Consider the following 16,390-nt stretch of genomic DNA (forward strand, 5'->3'; position numbering starts at 1 on the left):
AGGGTTGGGGCGTTGAGGTTGCGTCGGCGTACGGCAGGAACGATCGCGGTGGTGTCCGCACTGGGCATGACGGCGGTCCTCGGCGGCTGCGGGAGTACGGGCTCCTCCGACGTCACGTTGAGACTCGTCGCCGCCGACTACGGCGACTCTCCCGCCAACAGTTCCCAGAAGTACTGGGACACCCTGGCCAAGGAGTACGAGTCGAAGCACCCCGGTGTGAAGATCGACGTCAGCGTGTACTCGTGGAACGACGTCGACGCCAAGGTCAAGGACATGGTCGCCGCCGGCCACGCCCCCGACCTGGCCCAGATCGGCGCCTACGCCGACTACGCGGCCGCCGGCAAGCTCTACCCGGCCTCCGACCTGCTCTCCATACGGACCCAGGCCGACTTCCTCTCCCAGCTCTCCGACGCCGGGCAGTGGAACCACACGCAGTACGGCATCCCCTTCGCCGCCTCCACGCGCGTGCTCTTCTACAACAAGACCCTGTTCGCCAAGGCCGGCATCACCCCGCCCACCACCTGGGACGAGCTCGCCGCCGACGCCAGGACGCTCAAGGCCAAGGGCGTGAAGTACCCCCTCGCGCTGCCGCTCGGCCCCGAGGAGGCCCAGGCCGAGACCATGCAGTGGCTGCTCAGCGGCAGCAGCGGCAACAACGGCGGCAGTGGCTACACCGACGACATCGGCACGTACACCATCGACTCCGCGCAGAACGTCCAGACCTTCACCTGGCTCAAGGACGACCTGGTCGACAAGGGCCTGACCGGGCCGGTCGCGCCCGGCAGGCTCAACCGCGCGACCGCGTTCGCCGCCTTCGCCGACGGTCAGGTCGGCATGCTCAACGGGCACCCCACGCTGATCCAGCAGGCCGAGAAGAAGGGCGTGCAGTTCGGCATGGTGCCGATGCCGGGGCGCACCGGCAGGGCCAGGGCCTCCATGGGTGTCGCCGACTGGATGATGGCCTTCAAGCAGAACGGGCACCGGGACCAGACAGGCGACTTCCTCAACTTCGTCTACACCGAGAAGAACGTCCTGGCCTTCTCCCGCGAGTACGGCCTCCTCCCGGTCACCGGCTCGGCGTCCAACGCCATGAGCGAGTCGGACTCCGCCCCCGACAAGGCCCTGCACCCCTTCCTCGGCGAGCTGCCCACCTCCGAGCTGTATCCCGTCGGCAAGACCTCCTGGGCGTCGGTCAGCGCGGCCGTGAAGCAGAACATCGGCCAGGCCGTCGCCCCCGGGGCCGACCCCGCCGGCGTCCTGACCCGCCTCCAGGCGACGGCGACGGCGGCCGACAGCAGCGCCAAGAACTGAGCGCCGCTGTCAGCGCCCACCGTTACGGTGACTGCATGGAACTCGCCCCCCGCGAACAAGCCATCCTCGCCCTCGAGCGCCGCGGCTTCCCCGGCCCCGGCGCCAAGGAACGAGCGATACGCGAGGAACTGGGCCTGTCCCCGGTCCGCTACTACCACCTCCTGAACGCGTTGCTGGACGACGAGCGGGCACTGGCGGCGGACCCGGTGACGGTGAACCGCCTGCGCCGGGTACGGGACTCCCGGCGCACGGAGCGCTGAGCAGCTGCCCGGCGGGTGGGAAACGGGGGGGCCGGGGCGGAGCCACAGGAGTGTTCCGGGCCCGCGCTGGATAGTGTCGCTGTATGGACCCTCTGCCGACCCCGCAGACCCAGCCCGGCCGGGACGGACTCGCCGCGTTCCTCGCCAAGCCGAGCGCCGCGACCGTCGGCCTGGACTTCGACGGCACCCTGGCCCCCATCGTCGCCGACCCCGAGCGGGCCCGCGCCCACCCCGAGGCCGTACCCGCACTCGCAGCCCTGGCTCCCAGGGTCGCCTCCGTCGCCGTGATCACCGGCCGCCCCGCCGGCGTCGCGGTCCGCTACGGCGGCTTCGCCGGTGTCCCCGGCCTGGAGCACCTGACCGTCCTCGGCCACTACGGCGCCGAACGCTGGGACGCGGTCACCGGCACCGTCACCGCCCCGCCCCCGCACCCCGGCGTCGCCGCGGCCCGCGCCGAGCTGCCGGGCGTGCTGGAAGGCGCCGGCGCCTGGCACGGCACCTGGATCGAGGAGAAGGGCCGGGCGGTCGCGGTGCACACCCGCCGCGCCGACGACCCGCAGACCGTGTTCGAGGCCCTGCGCGGCCCCCTCACCGACCTCGCCGCCCGCCACGGTCTGATGGTCGAACCCGGCCGCCTGGTCCTGGAACTGCGCCCGCCGGGCATGGACAAGGGCGTGGCGCTCGCCGACCACGTCCGCAGGACAGGCGCCGAGTCCGTCCTCTACGCCGGCGACGACCTCGGCGACCTCCCAGCCTTCGCCGCCGTGGAGGAACTCCGCGCCGAGGGCCTGCCCGGCCTGCTGGTCTGCAGCGGCAGCACGGAGGTCACGGAGCTGGCGGAACGAGCCGATGTGGTGGTCGACGGCCCGCCCGGTGTCGTACACCTGCTGCGGACCCTTGCCGCTCAGCTGGACTGAAGCTCCTCCAGCGCCTCCAGCTGCTGCAGGAACCACCGAGCGGGCGGCAACGCGGTGGCGGCCGCCGCCAGCCGCTTCGACCGCTCTGCCCGCTCGTCCGCCGGCATGCTCAACGCGGAGTGCAACGCGCCGGCCGTGCCCCCGATGTCGTACGGGTTCACCACGAGCGCGTCGGTGCCCAGTTCCTCGTACGCCCCCGCCTCCCGCGACAGCACCAGCGCGCAGCCCTCGTCGGAGACGACCGGCACCTCCTTGGCGACCAGGTTCATGCCGTCCCGGATGGGGTTGACCAGCGCCACGTCGGCGAGCCGGTACGCGGCCAGGGAGCGCGCGAAGTCGTCCTTGACGTGCAGGACGACCGGCGTCCAACCAGCCGTACCGAAGGTCGAGTTGATCTCCTCGGCCACCCGCCGCACCTCGGCCGTGTAGTCCCGGTACACGGCGAGGTCCTGCCGCGACGGATACGCGAACGCGAGATGCACCACCCGTTCACGCCACTCGGGGTGGTCGTCCAGCAGCTGCCGGTACGCCAGCAGACCGCGCACGATGTTCTTGGACAGCTCGGTGCGGTCGACGCGCACGATGGTGCTGCGGCCTTCGCCGATCTCCGCGCGCAGCGCCGCCATCCGCTCGTCCACATCGGGCTCATGGGCCCGCTTGCGCAGGAAGTCGGCGTCCGCGCCGAGCCCGTGTACACCGACCCGCATGGCCGGGGCCCCGGGTCCCAGCACCGAGTGACAGCACTCCGTGAACGCGTCCGCCCAGCGCCTGGTCAGGAACGCCGCCCGGTCCGCGCCCAGGATGCCGTTCAGCAGCTCGGCGGCGATGTCGTCGGGCAGCAGCCGGAAGTACTCCGGGGGCGCCCACGGTGTGTGCGAGAAGTGACCGATCCGCAGGTCGGGGCGGAGCGCGCGGAGCATGCCGGGCACCAGGCACAGGTGGTAGTCCTGCACCAGCACCGCCGCCCCCTCGGCCGCCTCCTCGGCCAGCGCCTCGGCGAACGCCCGGTTGTAGGCCTCGTACGACGCCCACTGCCGCCGGAACTCCGCGTCGAAGACCGGCTCCAGCGGGGTCTGGTACAGCATGTGGTGCACGAACCACAGCACCGAGTTGGCGATGCCGTTGTAGGCGTCGGCGTGCACGCTCGCGTCGATGTCCAGCATCCGCACCCGCTGCCCGCCGGTGTCCTCGCCCGGCAGCAGCCCGCCGCCCGCGCGCCGTACGGCCTCCCGGTCCCCGTCGCCGAGCGCCGAGCACACCCACACCGAGCCGTCGTCCGGCCCGATGGCGGACAGCCCCGAGACCAGCCCGCCGCCGCCCCGCTTGGCGAGCAGCGAGCCTTTCTCGTCCACCGTGTACGAAACCGGGCCGCGGTTGGACGCGACCAGCACCTGAGCCTTCTCGGCAGCACCCTGCGTGGAAGCCATGGTCCTCAACCTAGCCCGGCCCGGAACCGGTCAAACGTACGGCCACGCCGGGCACGCCGCCGTATACGACCACCGCGGCCGGTTTCACGCCACCCTGCGTTCGGCGTACTCGGCGATCTCCACCATCGGCGGCCGTTCCTCGGTGTCCACCGAGTACGTGCGCGGCTCGAAGCCGTCCTCGCCCCGCTCGAACTGGGTGAGGGAGGGGCGGATCAGATGGCCGCGGGCCAGCCGGAGCTGGGCCGTGCGGTAGATCGCCGCGGACATCCGGCCCAGCGCCTGCCCGTCCTGGTGGCGGTGCTTGCGCACGCCCACGTCCACCTGCGCCAGTGCGTCGAGGCCGACCAGGTGCAGGGCGTCCACCAGCATGCCCAGTTCGACGCCGTACCCGACCGGGAACGGCAGCTGCTCCAGCAGCGAGCGCCGGGCCGCGTACTCGCCGCCCAGCGGCTGTACGAATCCGGCCAGCTGCGGCCAGTGCATGTTCAGCAGCGGGCGGGCCATCAGCTCGGTGACCCGGCCGCCCTGCCCGGTGGCGCCGCCCAGCGGGCGGTCGTACATGCCCTTGACCAGGTCCACCCCGGGCTCGGTGAGCAGCGGGCCGACGATCCCGGAGACGAAGTCGGAGGAGAACTCCCTCAGGTCCGCGTCGATGAAACAGACGATGTCCCCGTCGGTGACCAGGAGTGAGCGCCACAGCACCTCACCCTTTCCGGGGACGGCGGGGACGCGGGGCAGGATCTCGTCCCGGTGAACGACCCGTGCGCCCGCGGCGGCGGCGACCTCGGAGGTGCGGTCGGTGGAGCCGGAGTCGACCACCACGATCTCGTCGACGAGGGGGACCTGCTCCACGAGGTCGTGGCGGATGATCGCGACGATGTCGCCGACCGTCTCCTCCTCGTTGAGCGCGGGCAGTACGACACTGATCGTCTGGCCGGTGCGCTGTTTGGCGGCCAGGATCCGGTGGAGCGGGCGATCGGCCACGGACCAGGAGCGGGTGGCCAGCCAGCGCTCGACTTCTTCCAGCACGGTCTGCGGCTCCTCACTGTTCGTGATCGCACGGGCTGCACCGTGTGATCCATCTCGCGGTTCGGACGACTATCTCAACTGTCCTGGCCTTCGGTTACAGTCTTGAACAACGCCGATGACCATCGCATGTCGAGGGTCGGAGCGCGTTCACAACCGCATACCGCTCATCCAGAGGGGCAGAGGGAAACGGCCCGATGAAGCCCCGGCAACCCTCCAGTCGGTTCTCGCTCCGCGAGGCTCCCGGCTAGGGAAGGTGCCAAATCCGTCTCACGGCGAGGTGCGTCGTGAGGAAGATGAGGAGAAAGGGCCTCGCCTCCATGGCTGTGCAGACAGTTGCAAGCTCCACCGATTCCACCGTAGACCTCGGTCCCGCCGCGGCCCTGAGCTGTCGCGAGTGCGGCCACCGCGTCCCGCTCGGCCCGGTGTTCGCCTGCGAGGAGTGTTTCGGCCCGCTGGAGATCGCCTACGACTTCTCCGCCTACGACACCGAAGAGCTGCGCCGCCGTATCGAGTCCGGCCCCGCGAACATCTGGCGGTACGCGCCGCTGCTGCCGGTCCCGGCCGACGTCGCCGACAAGCCGAACCTGAACCCGGGCTGGACGAAGCTCGTCAAGGCCGACAACCTCGCGCGTGAACTCGGCGTCACCGGCGGTCTGTTCGTCAAGGACGACTCCGGCAACCCGACCCACTCCTTCAAGGACCGCGTGGTGGCCCAGGCCCTGGAGGCCGCCCGCGCCTTCGGCTTCACCACCCTGTCCTGCTCCTCCACCGGCAACCTCGCCGGTGCCGTCGGCGCGGCCGCGGCCCGGGCCGGCTTCCGCTCCTGCGTGTTCATCCCGCACGACCTGGAGCAGGGCAAGGTCGTCATGGCCGCGATCTACGGCGGCGACCTCGTCGGCATCGAGGGCAACTACGACGACGTGAACCGCTTCTGCTCCGAGCTGATCGGCGACCCGGCCGGCGAGGGCTGGGGCTTCGTCAACGTCAACCTGCGGCCGTACTACGCCGAGGGTTCCAAGACCCTCGCGTACGAGATCTGCGAGCAGCTCGGCTGGCGGCTGCCCGACCAGATCGTGGTCCCGATCGCCTCCGGCTCCCAGCTCACGAAGATCGACAAGGGTCTGCAGGAACTCGTCGGGCTCGGTCTCGTCGAGGACAAGCCGTACAAGATCTTCGGCGCGCAGGCCGAGGGCTGCTCCCCGGTGTCGACCGCCTTCAAGGCGGGCCATGACGTCGTACGGCCCCAGAAGCCGAACACCATCGCCAAGTCCCTCGCCATCGGCAACCCGGCCGACGGGCCGTACGTCCTGGACATCGCGCGCCGCACCGGCGGTGCCGTGGAGGACGTGACGGACGAGGAAGTCGTCGACGCCATCAAGCTGCTGGCCCGCACCGAGGGCATCTTCGCCGAGACCGCGGGCGGTGTGACCGTCGGCGTCACCCGCAAGCTGGTCAAGGACGGCGTCCTGGACCCGACGAAGACCACGGTGGTCCTCAACACCGGCGATGGCCTGAAGACCCTCGACGCGGTGGCCGGTACGGGGCTGACCGCGACGATTCGTCCCAACCTCGACTCGTTCCACGAGGCCGGACTCGTGTAGCCGTTATCGTCTGCGGGCCGCGGGGTCTGGTCGCGCCCACGCGGTGGCAGCCGCGTACGAAACACGGCCCCGCGCCCCTTTCGGAGCGCCAACCCTGACCGGAGGTCACGAGCATGAGCATCACTGTCCGCATCCCGACCATCCTGCGCACCTACACGGGCGGGCAGGCCGAGGTCGCCGCCGAGGGCGCGACCCTCGCCGAGGTCATCGCCGACCTGGAGAAGAACCACACCGGCATCGCCGCCCGCGTCCTGGACGACCAGGGCAAGCTGCGCCGGTTCGTCAACGTGTACGTCAACGACGACGACGTCCGCTTCGAGCAGGGCCTGGAGACCGCCACCCCGGACGGCGCCGGAGTCTCCATCATTCCGGCCGTCGCCGGCGGCTGATCATTACCTTAGGTAACGTCAGTTACGCATTGTTCATCGAATTGCCTCCTCCGTGAGAGAAGCGGAGGGGGCAATTCTGTGTGATTGAGCGCGATAGAGTTGGGGAACGCGCTCCGCGGCCGACCGGTCGGGGGCCTTGTATTCATGCCGCAGGCCCGACAAGAAGTAGCCAAAGTGGGCGAGTCTTATGCGGCTTTTGTGGTGATTTGAGGGGCCCGACTTGCCCTGAAGTCGGGCGAATTCTCATCACATTCCGGACCGTTCCCGTCCAGAATTCTCGTCCGATTGACCTGTTGCAGACGGCAGTTGGACAGATACATTCAGCCGCGGTCGACGCGTTCCGGCGCACGCCCCCGACCGATGGGGGGTGAGGTCTGACCCGGGTCCGCGAAGTGTGGATCTGTGCAAGGGCCAGTAATAGGGGAGTTAGGCATGGCTCAGGGCACCGTCAAGTGGTTCAACGCGGAGAAGGGGTACGGCTTCATCGCGGTCGACGGTGGTGCGGATGTATTCGTCCACTACAGCGCGATCCAGATGGACGGTTACCGCACCCTGGAAGAGGGGCAGCGGGTCGACTTCGAGATCTCGCAGGGCCAGAAGGGCCCGCAGGCGGACATGGTCCGGCTGGCGACCAGCTGAAGCACGCGTCGGCTGACAGCGACGTTCTTCTGTTCATCTTCGAAGGGTCCGTACCTCCTGGGGTACGGACCCTTCGTCATGCCCGGCGCCCCCTGTTCGCGCGCGGCTGAGCGCTCCTCCGCCATGCCCGAGGCGCTTGCACTCGGGGGTGCCGAGTGCTAATCATTGGCGTTAGCACTCTGAAGGTGAGAGTGACAGTGAAGGACCGGGTCGGTGAGGCCCGCAGGCCGGGTGGGGCAAGGAACCACGAGGCCGGCGAGCCGTCCGTCGCGGGCGCGGGCGCGGTCCGAAGGAATCACCCCCAGTCCTGGAGGGACCACTTCACATGGCCAAGATCATCGCGTTCGACGAGGAGGCGCGGCGCGGCCTCGAGCGCGGCATGAACCAGCTCGCGGACGCCGTGAAGGTGACGCTCGGCCCCAAGGGCCGCAACGTCGTCCTCGAGAAGAAGTGGGGCGCCCCCACGATCACCAACGATGGTGTCTCCATCGCCAAGGAGATCGAGCTCGAGGACCCGTACGAGAAGATCGGCGCCGAGCTGGTCAAGGAAGTCGCCAAGAAGACGGACGACGTCGCCGGTGACGGTACGACCACCGCGACCGTGCTCGCCCAGGCCCTGGTCAAGGAGGGCCTGCGCAACGTCGCCGCCGGCGCCAACCCGATGGCCCTGAAGCGCGGTATCGAGAAGGCCGTCGAGGCCGTCTCCGCCGCTCTCCTCGAGCAGGCGAAGGACGTCGAGACCAAGGAGCAGATCGCCTCCACCGCGTCCATCTCCGCCGCCGACACCCAGATCGGCGAGCTGATCGCCGAGGCCATGGACAAGGTCGGCAAGGAAGGCGTCATCACCGTCGAGGAGAGCAACACCTTCGGCCTGGAGCTCGAGCTCACCGAGGGCATGCGCTTCGACAAGGGCTACATCTCCGCCTACTTCGCGACCGACATGGAGCGCATGGAGGCGTCGCTCGAGGACCCGTACATCCTCATCGCCAACTCCAAGATCTCCTCGGTCAAGGACCTGCTCCCGCTCCTCGAGAAGGTCATGCAGTCGGGCAAGCCGCTGCTGATCATCGCCGAGGACGTCGAGGGCGAGGCCCTGTCGACCCTGGTCGTCAACAAGATCCGCGGCACCTTCAAGTCCGTCGCCGTCAAGGCCCCGGGCTTCGGCGACCGCCGCAAGGCCATGCTCGGCGACATCGCCATCCTCACGGGCGGCGAGGTCATCTCCGAGGAGGTCGGCCTCAAGCTGGAGAACGCGACCCTGGACCTCCTGGGCCGCGCCCGCAAGGTCGTCATCACCAAGGACGAGACCACCATCGTCGACGGTGCCGGCTCCTCGGAGCAGGTCAACGGCCGCGTCAACCAGATCCGCGCCGAGATCGAGAACAGCGACTCGGACTACGACCGCGAGAAGCTGCAGGAGCGCCTGGCGAAGCTCGCCGGCGGTGTCGCGGTCATCAAGGCCGGTGCCGCCACCGAGGTGGAGCTCAAGGAGCGCAAGCACCGCATCGAGGACGCCGTCCGCAACGCGAAGGCCGCCGTCGAGGAGGGCATCGTCGCCGGTGGTGGCGTGGCCCTGCTGCAGGCCTCCCAGGTCTTCGAGAAGCTGGAGCTCGAGGGTGACGAGGCGACCGGCGCCAACGCCGTGCGCATCGCGCTCGAGGCCCCGCTGAAGCAGATCGCCGTCAACGCCGGCCTCGAGGGCGGTGTCGTGGTGGAGAAGGTGCGCAACCTGACCCCGGGCCACGGCCTGAACGCCGCGACCGGCGAGTACGTCGACCTGGTCGCCGAGGGCATCATCGACCCGGCGAAGGTGACCCGTTCCGCGCTGCAGAACGCCGCCTCCATCGCCGCGCTGTTCCTCACCACCGAGGCCGTCATCGCCGACAAGCCGGAGAAGGCCGCCGCGCCGGCCGGCGGCGGCATGCCGGGCGGTGACATGGACTTCTGATCGACCTGACGGTTGATCGCCTGTCCTTCGGACCGAGGGCGGCACTCCCAGCTTCTGGCTGGGGGTGCCGCCCTCGGGCGTTTACCGAGGCTAGGAACTCGGCGTGACCGCCACCGACAGCGTGTCGCCCGGCTTCAGCCTGTTGTAGAGCCATACGGCGTTCTTCGTGTCGAGATCGATCCAGGCGCCGGTTCGGGGGGCGCAGGCGAGTGAGCCGACGTAGAGGCTGGACCTGTCGGTGCCGCGCAGCTCGACCACGTACGGTTCGGCCACCTTGCAGGCGGACTTGGGGAGTTCGTCGGCCGTGTCCCGGGTGAGGTCGAGTTTCGCGGCGACGGTCAGCAGGTCGGCGGAGGGGCGGGTCGGGTAGCCCGATGCGATGGGCATGACCCGGCCGTCGACGGTCAGGGCCCGCTTCTCGAAGTCCACCATGCCGGTGACCGGGGTCGCGCGAGGGGTGGGGGTGGGGGACGCCGGGAGCCGGGGAGCGGTGGCCGCCGGGGCCTGGCGGTGGGCCGGAGTGTCGTCGCCCGGGTCCAGCGTCAGTGCGAAGGCCGCCAGGGCGAGGGTCGCGGCGCCCGCGCCGAGGATGAGGGCCGTGCGACGGCGGCGGCCCCGGCGGACGGCGCGGCGGCGGATCCCGGGAGCGCCGAGGGCCGGCGGCGTCTCGTTCGCCGTCGCCAACTCGCGGAGGGCGGTGGTCAGGTCGTCCGGGACGAGGTCATCCGACACGGCCGCCCTCCTTCCGTGCCGGCTCATCGGCCTCGTCCGTGCCCAGCTGCTTCGCCAGTGCCGCCCGGCCCCGGGACAGCCGGGCCTTGACCGTGCCCACGGGTGCGCCGGTCTCGGAGGCTACCTGCTCGACACTCAAGTCGCACAGATGGTGCAGGACGATCGCCAACCGCTGCGCCTGGGGCAATTGGCGCAACGCGGCCACCAGCGCGGCGTGTTCGGGACCGGGACCGGGAGTCGACTCGGGCGGCGCGTGCCGTCGCATCAGTTCCAGCCGGCGCCTGGCGCGCCGCCAGCGGCTGACTGCCAGCCGTACGGCGACCGTGCGGATCCAGGCCTCGGGGGCGCTGTCGGCCAGGAAGGACTTCCGCCGGTCCCAGGCGCGTACGAACGCCTCCTGCACCACGTCCTGGGCCTCGCCGTGGTCTCCGGTGAAGGCATAGAGCTGCCCGGTCAGGCGGGGGAAGGCCGCCGCGTAGAAAGCGTCGAACTCGTCCTCGGTCATGCCCTCCGCCGGAGTCTTGCCGCTGTCTTGCTGAGTCCTACTGGGTCTCTCTGTGTCTTTCTGCGTCTTCCTGCGTCTTGCGTTTCCCGTGCAACCCGCCTGCCCCGCCCGTGCGTACAGGTCCCGTGGGCCGCGTGCGCGGCGTACATCGAAACACACGTGACCCAAGGAGAAGACGATGCGGACGGGTGCCCGGATCCATGACGACTTCGCCGCCTGCGCGCGCGCCTGCTGGCCCCGGCTCCTCGTCACCGCGCGGTTGCTCACCGAGGACCTGCCCGAGGCGGACGAACTGGCGCGGAGGACGCTGATACGGGTGTACGCGCGCTGGCGCCGCGTTCCGCGCAACGACGTCGACTTCCACGTACGGCGTCACCTCGTGCGGAGCTGGCTGCGGCGGCCGTGGCCGCTCGTGCGCCGTGCCGCCCGGCAGCGGGCCGTGCTGGTGCTGCGGTACGGCGAGGGGCTGCCGGACGCGCAGATCGGTCAGCTGCTCGGCATCTCCAAGGGTGCGGTGCGCCACGTCGCCAGGCGTGGGACGAAGGCGGCCGGGGGTGACGAACAGCGGCTGCGCGAGGCCTACGCCGCCGTGGCCGCTGACGTGGTTCCCGGCCCGCTTCCGCTGGACGCGGCGACCGTACGGGGGCGGGCGTGGCGGCGGCGCCGCGCCGCGGTGGCCGCCGGTGCCTGCGCGGTGGTGCTGGTGGCCGGGGGCTCCCTCGCCGTCGGCCGGGTCGCCGGGAGCGGCCACGGTGAGTCGTCCGGTACGGCGGCCGGCCGGGCGGTGGGCTCCGTACGGATCGTGGCGCCCGGGGAGCGGGTGCGGGCGGCGCCCGGCGTGGAGATGTGGCTGACCGCGGACGGCAGCCACTGGTCGACGCCGCAACAGGCCGACCGGTTCCGCGGGTTGGACGCCTACTCGCGCCACCAGCCGGGGGTGTCGCTGCAGGCGGAGCCGGTTGGGAGCAGGTACTTCCTGTCCGGCCTGTACTACGGCGTCACCGGGGACCCGGGGCGCGTCGAGCTGAGCACCGGTCACCGTCAGGTCGCCGCCAGGGTGCTCACCCTGGCGGGCAGCCCCGGCTGGGGGGTCTGGTACGCGACCACGTCGCTGTCCGCACAGGACACCAAGACGCTCATCGTCGAGGGCATGGAGAAGACCGAGGGCGGTGAGGGCGTCAGGGTGTACGACGCCGCGGGCGCCGTCGTGGCACGGCTGCGGAGCGGGGGGTGGTCGGCATGACCCCGGAGCTCAAGGAGGAGCCCAGGGAGAGGCCCGAGGAGGAGCCCAGCAAGAGGCCCGAGGAGGAACCGCGGAAGGCGTCCAAGAAGGCGCGCGCACACACGAGTTCGCGGCGCGTCCCGCTCCGCGTCCGGCTGCGCCGCAACCGGGGCCGTATCGCACGTCGGCTGCTGGTCGCCTTCCTGCTCCTGCTCGCCCTGCTGTGCGGGGCGGTCGTCGTCGCGTACAAGCTCACCGTCATTCCCGAGCCGCACCCGGACACGGTCGTCCAGAGCACCGTCTTCCTCGACGAGAAGGGCGCCTACCTGGGCCGCCGCGGCCCGGTCGACCGTCAGGAAGTGCCGCTGTCGCAGGTCCCGCGGTATGTGCAGGACGCGGTGATCGCCGCAGAGAACCGTTCCTTCCGGACCGACTCCGGCGTCTCCCCGAAGGCCCTCGTCCGTGCCGTCGCGGCGGCGCTGACCGGCGGCGAACGGCAGGGCGGTTCCACCATCACCCAGCAGTACGTCAAGAACGCGCTGCTCAGCCCCGAGCAGACCCTGTCACGCAAGGCGCGCGAGGCGCTGATCGCGGTCAAGCTGGACCGCACGCGCTCCAAGGACGAGATCCTGGAGGGCTACCTCAACACCGTGTACTTCGGCCGGGGCGCCGCGGGCATCCAGTCGGCTGCGCGCAACTACTTCGACGTCGACACCAAGAACCTCACGGTCTCCCAGGGCGCGGCCCTGGCCGCCGTCATCAACCTCCCCTCCTACTACGAGAAGGCCGGCTCGGACCCGAAGGTCACGGCGACGCTCCAGAAACGCTGGCAGTGGGTGCTGGACGCGATGGCGGCGAGCGGGAACATCACGGCGAAACAGCGCTCCGAGGCCCGCTTCCCGGCGTTCCGGTTCTATCCGCCGGGGGCGACCGACGGGCAGCGGCAGTACCTGATCGACGTCGCGGCGAAAGAGGCCGCCGACCGGCTCGGCATCAGCGAGGACCAGCTGGCGCGCGGCGGCTACACCGTGCGCACCACCTTCGACCTCCCCTTGCAGGTCTCCACGGCGGAACTGGTCAAGGGGCAGAAGGCCGGCAAGGGGGTACGGCTGCACACCGCCGTCGTGGGCATGGAGCCCGGCGACGGTGCGGTGCGGGTGCTGTACGGGGGGTCGGACTACGCCCGGCAACCCTTCAACGACGCGGTGAGCGGGGCGGTGGAGGCGGGTACGGTGATGACGCCGCTGGAGAGGATGCCGTTCGGGGCGCCGCTGACGGGGTTCCCGAAGACGTCCGCGCCCACTCCGCTGAAGCTCACGTCGGCCTACGCGGCGGTCGCGGCCGGCGGCATGTACGCCGCGCCGTACACCGTCGCCCGCATCACCCGCGACGGCCGCACCGTCTACTCCGCGCATCCCGACCGCCACCGGGTCCTGCCCGAGCAGGCGGCCCGCGCGGCGGCCACGCCGGTCCGGGCCGGCGCCCAGGCCACCCCGGTCTCCGGTCCTCCGGCGAGCCTGTTCACGGCGGGAGCGGGCGGCGGCATCACCCGTCGCACGGTGTGGACCGTCACCTACGACGCCCGGCTCACCCTGACCGTCACCCTCTTCGCCGACAAGCCGGGCAAGAGGAAGGACACGACGGTGCCTGCGCAGCTGCCGACGGATCCCTCACCGACGGGGTTCACGGAGCAGACGGCGACTCAGCTCTGGGGTCGCCTGAGGTGATCGGCGTGTGAGCGGCGCCACGTAAAGGATTTCCGTGCGGCGGAATGTGGGGCAGCGCATAGGTGATTACTTAAGAAGCTGCAACAATGCGTGCTCACATACCGACCGGTTAACCCCGCCACCCACGAGGAGCCCCCACGTGACCGCCACGACGCCCGCCTCCCGCGCGGCCCAGATCCTGTCCCGCCCGATCGCGCTCAACGGTCTCACCGTTCCCAACCGGATCGTGATGGCGCCGATGACCCGCATGTTCTCCCCGGGCGGCGTCCCCGGCGAGGACGTGCGCTCGTACTACGCCCGCCGGGCCGCCGCCGGGGTCGGTCTGATCGTCACCGAGGGCACGTACGTGGGTCACGAGTCGGCCGGCAACAGCGGGCGCGTGCCGCGGTTCCACGGCGAGGAGCAGCTGGCGGGCTGGGCGAAGGTCGCCGAGGACGTGCACGCGGCGGGCGGCACGATCGTCCCGCAGCTGTGGCACATCGGCATGGTCCGCAAGGACGGCGACGCCCCCTTCCCGGACGCCCCCGCGATGGGCCCCTCCGGCCTGGTCGCCGCGGACGCCGAGCCCACCGGCAAGGCGATGACGCAGGCTGACCTGGACGACGTCGTCGCCGCGTTCGCCAAGGCTGCCGCGGATGCCGAGCGCATCGGCCTCGACGGCGTGGAGATCCACGGCGCCCACGGCTACCTCGTCGACCAGTTCCTGTGGGAGGGCACCAACCGCCGTACCGACGCCTACGGCGGCGACCCGGTGGCCCGCGCCCAGTTCGCCGCGGAGATCGTCGCCGCGGTCCGTGAGGCGGTCTCGGCCGAGTTCCCGATCATCTTCCGCTACTCGCAGTGGAAGCAGCAGGACTACACCGCCCGGCTCGCCGAGACCCCCGAGGAGCTGGAGGCGATCCTCACCCCGCTCGCCGCGGCCGGCGTCGACGTCTTCCACGCCTCCACCCGCCGCTACTGGCTGCCGGAGTTCGACGGCTCGGACCTGAACCTGGCCGGCTGGACCAAGAAGCTCACCGGCAAGCAGGTCATCACCGTCGGCTCGGTCGGCCTCGACGGCGAGTTCCTGGGCGCCTTCCAGGGCCAGGGCTCCGAGGTCAAGGGCATCGACAACCTCCTCGACCGCCTGGAGGCCGACGAGTTCGACATGGTCGCCGTGGGCCGCGCGCTGCTCCAGGACCCGGAGTGGGCGGCCAAGGTGCTCGCCGACCGCTTCGACGAGCTGAAGCCGTACGACGCCGCGTCCCTGAAGACGCTCAGCTGAACCCGCCCCGCGGGTGTGGCTACAGAGGGCCGTTCATCGGCTCGATGTCGACGCGCACGGGGGTGCCCCACACCCGCAGCACCTCGTAGTCGGTGAACTCGTGCACGAGCCGGTAGGCCATGGCGGGCCGGGACCCGCGCCGCTGGGCGGCGAGATACGCCTCGGCCTCCCGCCGGTCCCGCCGCGGTGTCCCGCACAGCTGCCACTCCTGCCCGTTCCAGGCCTCAGGCAGCCAGCGCTGCTGGGGCTGGGGCCGGTCGCCGCGCACCCCGTACCGGGAGGGCGCGGTGGCCACGGGCTCGGCGGCGGCCGGCCGGCCCTGGAACTCCGAGCGGCGGGCCGCCCGGCGCCGGGTCTCGCAGAGCAGGCACAGATCGGGCGCGCTCTCGTCCACGGGCCCCTGGGGATGCTCGGGGCAGCGGGTGCTGGGCGCGCTGTTCCCGGTGCTCTCGTCCACGAGGTCGAGTGCCCGGCGCAGATCCGCCTTGATCTCGTGCAGCCGGGCGTCCGGGGTGTCGGCGGTCAGGGCTTCCCCGTGCTCCCCGAGGAGCCGGAGTGCCCTTCCGAGGGCGGCGAGCTGGGCGTGGTTCATGGTCGGCCTGCGTAGTCCTTGAGTTCCTCGGTGTCCAGTTGGACGCCGACGACCTGGGCGGGGTCGGGCGGCTGCAGTGGGGATCCTCAAGGGTAACGGGGGTCCTTGGCCGTGAACCGGGGGAGCCGGGAGCGCCGTAGGGTGTGCACCGTGCTGCCGAGACGCCTGATCGACGTTCTCCACCGCTTCAACGCCGCCCACCCCTGGGACCACAACGCCCGCTATCACCGGTGGCTGCTGCGGCAGTTGCCCCGCCGGTTCGGCAGGGCCCTGGACGTGGGGTGCGGCAGCGGGGATCTGGCCCGGTTGCTGGCCGGGCGGGGCGAGCGGGTGCTGGGGGTCGACGCGGACCCGGAGATCCTTCGGCGGGCCCGGGAGCTGACCGACGCCGCCACCCCCGTCACCTACACCCTCGCCTCCGCCCCGGACGGACTTCCACCGGGTCCGTACGACGTCGTCACCTGTGTCGCCGTGCTCCACCACCTCCCCCTCGCCGAGACCCTCACCCGGCTCCGGCGGGAGCTCGCGCCCGGTGGCACCCTGGTGGTCGTCGGCTGTGCCCGGGCCGCGAGCCCCGTCGATCACGCGCTCGGGCTGGTCGCCATACCGCTCAACCTGCTGACCGGGTGGGTGAAGAACCGCGGGCGGCCCACCACCCACCGGCCCGTCTCGATGACCGCGCCGACCCGTGAACCCGAGCAGTCCTTCGCCGGAATCGCCCGGGAGGCGCGCCGCCTGCTGCCCGGCGCCCGCCTTCGGCGGCGGCTCTTCTGGCGGTACACCCTCCTCTGGCGCGCCCCTGGCGATCCGTCAGGCCACTGAGCGCC

At 71.1% G+C, this 16,390-nt stretch carries 16 protein-coding genes and 1 riboswitch; of the genes, 11 read left to right on the plus strand and 5 right to left on the minus strand.

The window, feature by feature from the left end; translation table 11 throughout:
• Positions 1–18 precede the first annotated feature (18 nt).
• The 3 genes from ACWGJ5_RS15375 (at position 19) to otsB (ending at position 2,488) form a co-directional block, all read left to right on the plus strand.
• Entirely contained in the window at positions 19–1,311 is a 1,293-nt protein-coding gene (locus tag ACWGJ5_RS15375; protein WP_453310367.1) for an ABC transporter substrate-binding protein, read from the plus strand.
• Between the two features lie 35 nt (positions 1,312–1,346).
• Positions 1,347–1,571: a DUF3263 domain-containing protein gene (locus ACWGJ5_RS15380; RefSeq protein WP_453310211.1), complete on the plus strand. Its 225-nt coding sequence runs from the start codon at positions 1,347–1,349 to the stop codon at positions 1,569–1,571.
• Between the two features lie 83 nt (positions 1,572–1,654).
• Complete coding sequence (otsB, locus tag ACWGJ5_RS15385) at positions 1,655–2,488, plus strand: trehalose-phosphatase (protein ID WP_453310212.1); 834 nt, start codon at positions 1,655–1,657, stop codon at positions 2,486–2,488.
• Here otsB and ACWGJ5_RS15390 read toward each other — a convergent pair.
• Both ACWGJ5_RS15390 and ACWGJ5_RS15395 read right to left on the minus strand, forming a co-directional pair.
• Positions 2,476–3,915 (minus strand): alpha,alpha-trehalose-phosphate synthase (UDP-forming), encoded by a 1,440-nt coding sequence (locus ACWGJ5_RS15390; RefSeq protein WP_453310213.1) that lies wholly within the window; start codon positions 3,913–3,915, stop codon positions 2,476–2,478. The two genes, otsB and ACWGJ5_RS15390, sit on opposite strands and share 13 nt — an antisense overlap.
• A gap of 84 nt (positions 3,916–3,999) precedes the next feature.
• Complete coding sequence (locus ACWGJ5_RS15395) at positions 4,000–4,944, minus strand: glucosyl-3-phosphoglycerate synthase (protein ID WP_453310214.1); 945 nt, start codon at positions 4,942–4,944, stop codon at positions 4,000–4,002.
• Between the two features lie 161 nt (positions 4,945–5,105).
• Positions 5,106–5,244: riboswitch (SAM riboswitch) on the plus strand.
• 17 nt (positions 5,245–5,261) lie between these two features.
• Here ACWGJ5_RS15395 and thrC point away from each other — a divergent pair.
• The 4 genes from thrC (at position 5,262) to groL (ending at position 9,521) form a co-directional block, all read left to right on the plus strand.
• Complete coding sequence (thrC, locus tag ACWGJ5_RS15400; protein WP_453310215.1) at positions 5,262–6,545, plus strand: threonine synthase; 1,284 nt, start codon at positions 5,262–5,264, stop codon at positions 6,543–6,545.
• Positions 6,546–6,658: 113 nt separating this feature from the next.
• The gene (locus tag ACWGJ5_RS15405) at positions 6,659–6,934 is read left to right on the plus strand and encodes a MoaD/ThiS family protein (RefSeq protein WP_453310216.1); all 276 of its coding nucleotides are present in this window, start codon (positions 6,659–6,661) and stop codon (positions 6,932–6,934) included.
• 432 nt (positions 6,935–7,366) lie between these two features.
• The gene (locus ACWGJ5_RS15410; protein ID WP_019057200.1) at positions 7,367–7,573 is read left to right on the plus strand and encodes a cold-shock protein; all 207 of its coding nucleotides are present in this window, start codon (positions 7,367–7,369) and stop codon (positions 7,571–7,573) included.
• Positions 7,574–7,898: 325 nt separating this feature from the next.
• The gene (groL, locus tag ACWGJ5_RS15415) at positions 7,899–9,521 is read left to right on the plus strand and encodes a chaperonin GroEL (RefSeq protein WP_228624502.1); all 1,623 of its coding nucleotides are present in this window, start codon (positions 7,899–7,901) and stop codon (positions 9,519–9,521) included.
• Positions 9,522–9,611: 90 nt separating this feature from the next.
• On the opposite strand, the gene ACWGJ5_RS15420 is transcribed toward groL, so the two are convergent.
• The gene (locus ACWGJ5_RS15420) at positions 9,612–10,253 is read right to left on the minus strand and encodes a hypothetical protein (protein WP_453310217.1); all 642 of its coding nucleotides are present in this window, start codon (positions 10,251–10,253) and stop codon (positions 9,612–9,614) included.
• The gene (locus ACWGJ5_RS15425) at positions 10,243–10,758 is read right to left on the minus strand and encodes a SigE family RNA polymerase sigma factor (protein ID WP_453310218.1); all 516 of its coding nucleotides are present in this window, start codon (positions 10,756–10,758) and stop codon (positions 10,243–10,245) included. Before ACWGJ5_RS15425 ends, ACWGJ5_RS15420 begins: the two co-directional genes overlap by 11 nt.
• A 178-nt stretch (positions 10,759–10,936) precedes the next feature.
• Between ACWGJ5_RS15425 and ACWGJ5_RS15430 the strand changes: the two genes are divergently transcribed.
• From ACWGJ5_RS15430 to ACWGJ5_RS15440, 3 genes are all read left to right on the plus strand, one after another.
• A complete protein-coding gene (locus ACWGJ5_RS15430; protein WP_453310219.1) occupies positions 10,937–12,001 on the plus strand; it encodes a sigma factor-like helix-turn-helix DNA-binding protein in 1,065 nt (354 codons plus the stop codon).
• Entirely contained in the window at positions 11,998–13,707 is a 1,710-nt protein-coding gene (locus tag ACWGJ5_RS15435; protein ID WP_453310220.1) for a transglycosylase domain-containing protein, read from the plus strand. Before ACWGJ5_RS15430 ends, ACWGJ5_RS15435 begins: the two co-directional genes overlap by 4 nt.
• A gap of 139 nt (positions 13,708–13,846) precedes the next feature.
• On the plus strand, positions 13,847–14,971 hold the full coding sequence (locus ACWGJ5_RS15440) for an NADH:flavin oxidoreductase (protein WP_453310221.1): 1,125 nt from the start codon (positions 13,847–13,849) through the stop codon (positions 14,969–14,971).
• Between the two features lie 19 nt (positions 14,972–14,990).
• Here the strand turns inward: ACWGJ5_RS15440 and ACWGJ5_RS15445 are convergent, their stop codons facing one another.
• Positions 14,991–15,563 carry a hypothetical protein gene (locus tag ACWGJ5_RS15445; RefSeq protein ID WP_453310222.1) on the minus strand — a complete coding sequence of 191 codons (573 nt, stop codon included), beginning with the start codon at positions 15,561–15,563 and terminating at the stop codon, positions 14,991–14,993.
• A gap of 150 nt (positions 15,564–15,713) precedes the next feature.
• Between ACWGJ5_RS15445 and ACWGJ5_RS15450 the strand changes: the two genes are divergently transcribed.
• Positions 15,714–16,385, plus strand: a complete 672-nt coding sequence (locus ACWGJ5_RS15450) for a class I SAM-dependent methyltransferase (protein ID WP_453310223.1) — start codon at positions 15,714–15,716, stop codon at positions 16,383–16,385.
• Positions 16,386–16,390: the final 5 nt, after the last annotated feature.

It is taken from the genome of Streptomyces sp. NPDC054783 (assembly GCF_053611725.1).

Bases quoted from the DNA above. Each gene is read 5' to 3' on its own strand.
- ACWGJ5_RS15380 (WP_453310211.1), top strand. From the start codon at position 1,347: ATGGAACTCGCCCCCCGCGAACAAGCCATCCTCGCCCTCGAGCGCCGC.
- otsB (WP_453310212.1), top strand. From the start codon at position 1,655: ATGGACCCTCTGCCGACCCCGCAGACCCAGCCCGGCCGGGACGGACTC.
- ACWGJ5_RS15390 (WP_453310213.1), bottom strand. From the start codon at position 3,915: ATGGCTTCCACGCAGGGTGCTGCCGAGAAGGCTCAGGTGCTGGTCGCG.
- thrC (WP_453310215.1), top strand. From the start codon at position 5,262: ATGGCTGTGCAGACAGTTGCAAGCTCCACCGATTCCACCGTAGACCTC.
- ACWGJ5_RS15405 (WP_453310216.1), top strand. From the start codon at position 6,659: ATGAGCATCACTGTCCGCATCCCGACCATCCTGCGCACCTACACGGGC.
- ACWGJ5_RS15410 (WP_019057200.1), top strand. From the start codon at position 7,367: ATGGCTCAGGGCACCGTCAAGTGGTTCAACGCGGAGAAGGGGTACGGC.
- groL (WP_228624502.1), top strand. From the start codon at position 7,899: ATGGCCAAGATCATCGCGTTCGACGAGGAGGCGCGGCGCGGCCTCGAG.
- ACWGJ5_RS15425 (WP_453310218.1), bottom strand. From the start codon at position 10,758: ATGACCGAGGACGAGTTCGACGCTTTCTACGCGGCGGCCTTCCCCCGC.
- ACWGJ5_RS15430 (WP_453310219.1), top strand. From the start codon at position 10,937: ATGCGGACGGGTGCCCGGATCCATGACGACTTCGCCGCCTGCGCGCGC.
- ACWGJ5_RS15435 (WP_453310220.1), top strand. From the start codon at position 11,998: ATGACCCCGGAGCTCAAGGAGGAGCCCAGGGAGAGGCCCGAGGAGGAG.
- ACWGJ5_RS15445 (WP_453310222.1), bottom strand. From the start codon at position 15,563: ATGAACCACGCCCAGCTCGCCGCCCTCGGAAGGGCACTCCGGCTCCTC.